This window comes from Halobacillus sp. BBL2006 (assembly GCF_000786645.1).
Classification (GTDB): Bacteria; Bacillota; Bacilli; order Bacillales; family Halobacillaceae; genus Halobacillus.
Map to the genome: position 1 here is coordinate 1 of NZ_JRNX01000090.1, position 2,973 is coordinate 2,973.

General features: G+C 32.5%; 1 protein-coding gene. It reads left to right on the top strand.

The annotated features are described in order from the left end of the window. Window positions 1-2,699 (top strand): DEAD/DEAH box helicase (locus LD39_RS03405; RefSeq protein ID WP_035542917.1); only part of this gene is annotated, 2,699 nt, incomplete at its 5' end. Window positions 2,700-2,973: the final 274 nt, after the last annotated feature.

Below are 2,973 nucleotides of genomic sequence, written 5' to 3' on the forward strand. Positions count from 1 at the left end.
AACAAACAAAAGAAAATCTAAATGACTTATTAGAATTACTTATTATAGATGAAGAGCCAGCAATGTGGTGGGTTATTAGGTTATTAATTATTATCATTGATGGATTTGAAGACAACTCTTTATGGTCAACACTTCCGAAGTTGCTTGAAGGAAGCGATAAACAAGTTAGTGATTACATAAAAACACTTGCCTTTCAAAAATCACCTGTTGTAGAGCTTTTTAATTCTCAAAAAAGATCTTTACCAAAAGCACTATCCCCTTTAGGTGCGGTTATTTCTATACCAACGAGCAGCGGAAAGACAAGAATAGCAGAAATCGCAATACTTCAAAGTCTTATAAATAACCCTGAATCATATGTTCTTTATCTTGCACCTTTTAGGTCGTTAGCTTATGAAATAGAAGAAGCACTCTCCAATACTCTTGGTAATTTAGGGTATAAAGTTTCACAATTATATGGTGGAACTCAATTCAGTAAATTAGATGAAATAATTATCGAAAATAGTAATGTAATTATTTCTACTCCTGAAAAAGCAAAAGCTATCTGGAGAAGCAATTCAGAAATAAAGAGCAATATTGGCTTAGTTGTAATTGACGAAGGTCATTTGTTAGGAAATAGTATTAGGGATATAAATACTGAAATGTTTATTGAGGAACTACGCTATCATATTAAAACTGTTGAAGGTAAAATAATAATGCTCTCAGCAATACTTCCTAACTCAGAAGAAATTGCTGAATGGATAACGGAAGATAGAAGAAATAATATTAAGTCCTCATGGCGGCCTTCAACGCAAAGGTTCGGTTTACTTGAGTACACAGGCAATAACGTGAATATTTCTTGGGAGGATGAAGTTTCTTTTAACAAAAATTTCATCACACCAATTAAGATACAAAAAAGAAGGTCATCATATTATTTCCCTAGGGATAAAAAGCAAGCATACGCTGCTTCAGCCTTAAGACTATCTGAAATTGGTCCCGTTCTTATTTATGTGGGTAAAAAAAATATGGTGTTATCTCAAGCTAGGGAAATGGTTACAGGGATGCAAGATCATGAGGAACATACATGGAAAACACCCGAAGTGTTTCATTTGTTCGAACTAGCTTGTCTTGAAGCATATGGGAAGGATTCTGAAATTTTAAGTTTAGCAAAGTATGGTATACTTTGTCATCATGCTGGCCTCACTAATGAAGTTAGACTCTATATTGAAAAACTGATTAGGGAAGGTAACGCAAAAATTATTGTTGCCACTTCTACATTAAGCCAAGGAGTAAATATAGGAGTATCCTCGATTTTAGTTACTAATGTTTGGTTAGACCAATCTAAAAAAGTTAGTCATAATGATTTTTGGAATTTAGCAGGTAGAGCTGGTAGAAGTTTTATTGATAGAGAAGGGAAAATTCTTTTTGGTATCGATTTAACTCAAAGCAAGTGGAGAACTAGTTGGCAAAGAGAAGTTGCTAAAGAGTATTTTGATGCGAGTAAACTTACAAAAGTAAAGAGTGGATTATTAATATTGATTAAATGGTTTATAATAATTGCAGAAGATATTGGCATGGACTTTGATACTCTCTTACAATTAATTGCAGAAAACGATTTTACATCTATAGGTGATGAAAGGCGGCAAATAAATATTAAAGAGAATTTAGACTTGATTGATGATACTTTACTATCGTTAGAGTTAGAATCTGAAAATATTACTGGCGCTGAAGGATGGATAGATGATTTTTTTCGAAGCTCCTTAGCATATCTACAAGCTCAACATCTAGATGGGTTTGATGAACAGAAGGTCTTAGCTATTTTAAAAGCTAGAAGTACAGCTTTGAAATCTCTTGAAAAAGAAGAAAAGGTGAGCCTTGTTTCTACTGGTTTACCTCTTCAATCTGCTCGGTATATTAGGCAAGAGGTAGATAGGTTAAAGGAATTAGCAAATAAGCTTTTAGAAGAAAATAAAGATGAAGAAAGTATAATAAACCTGTTAGCAGATGTAGAGATTTTTATTACTGAATTGCCGTCGAGGCCATTTAATGAATATGTGGTTGATAACTTAAATGAAAATTTAAGAAGAAAATGGATATTAGGTCAGTCTTTAAGTGATTTGAATGATAAAGAAAATAAGTTTTGTAAGCAATTCTATGGCTTTACCCTACCTTGGGTAATAAATGCAATATCAAAAGTCTTGAAAAGTCTGGAATGTGAAGAACAATCTGAGGTTTATGAAAATTTAGCTCTACTAGTTCAATTAGGACTTCCAAATTTAATTGCAGTTAAGATTTATTTATCTGGAATAGCATCAAGAAAGGTTTCAACAGAATTAAGTTCATTTATAAATAATGAAGAGGCCAGTGGTAGTATGCGCGAAGTTAAAGAGCTAGTATTAGACAAAGCTAAAAATTTTAAGGAGAAAATATCGGGTTTTTCGAGGGAATGGTTGGAAATCATCCAGCTTAAGGGGGCCGATCAAGCTAAATTACATGTTGCCGAAGAAACAAGTATAGTTATTAATGGAAAGACTCATCACCCAATTCTAAATTTAAAGAAAATCAATCAAGAATTTTATCTGTGTAGTGCTGACTTTTCAGAAATTATTTCGATACGCGGTAGCGAAAGGTTAGCCCTGATAGCCAATACTTATAGTTTTTATTTTGAGCGAGCAGAAAGTGGAAAATACAAATTAAAAATTAGAAATCCTTACTATGATTAAATTAAATCGTTAGAATAGGATGAAATGATATAAATTTAATTCAAAAGGCAAAAACACATAATTTTAGCAGAGACATTACAAATAGTTTCATTTTATATTTCTTCATATTACTACATGAAAGAACGCAAGAAATACGACGCTGTATATAGTTAACCGGTTGACAGAAAAAGGAGTAACAAAAGGGTAACGTAACCTTGTGTTACTCCATTAATTATTGTTAAAGATGTTACTTTTGTCAACAGCGGTTTGTAATTCCCTATTTTCAACGGACTCA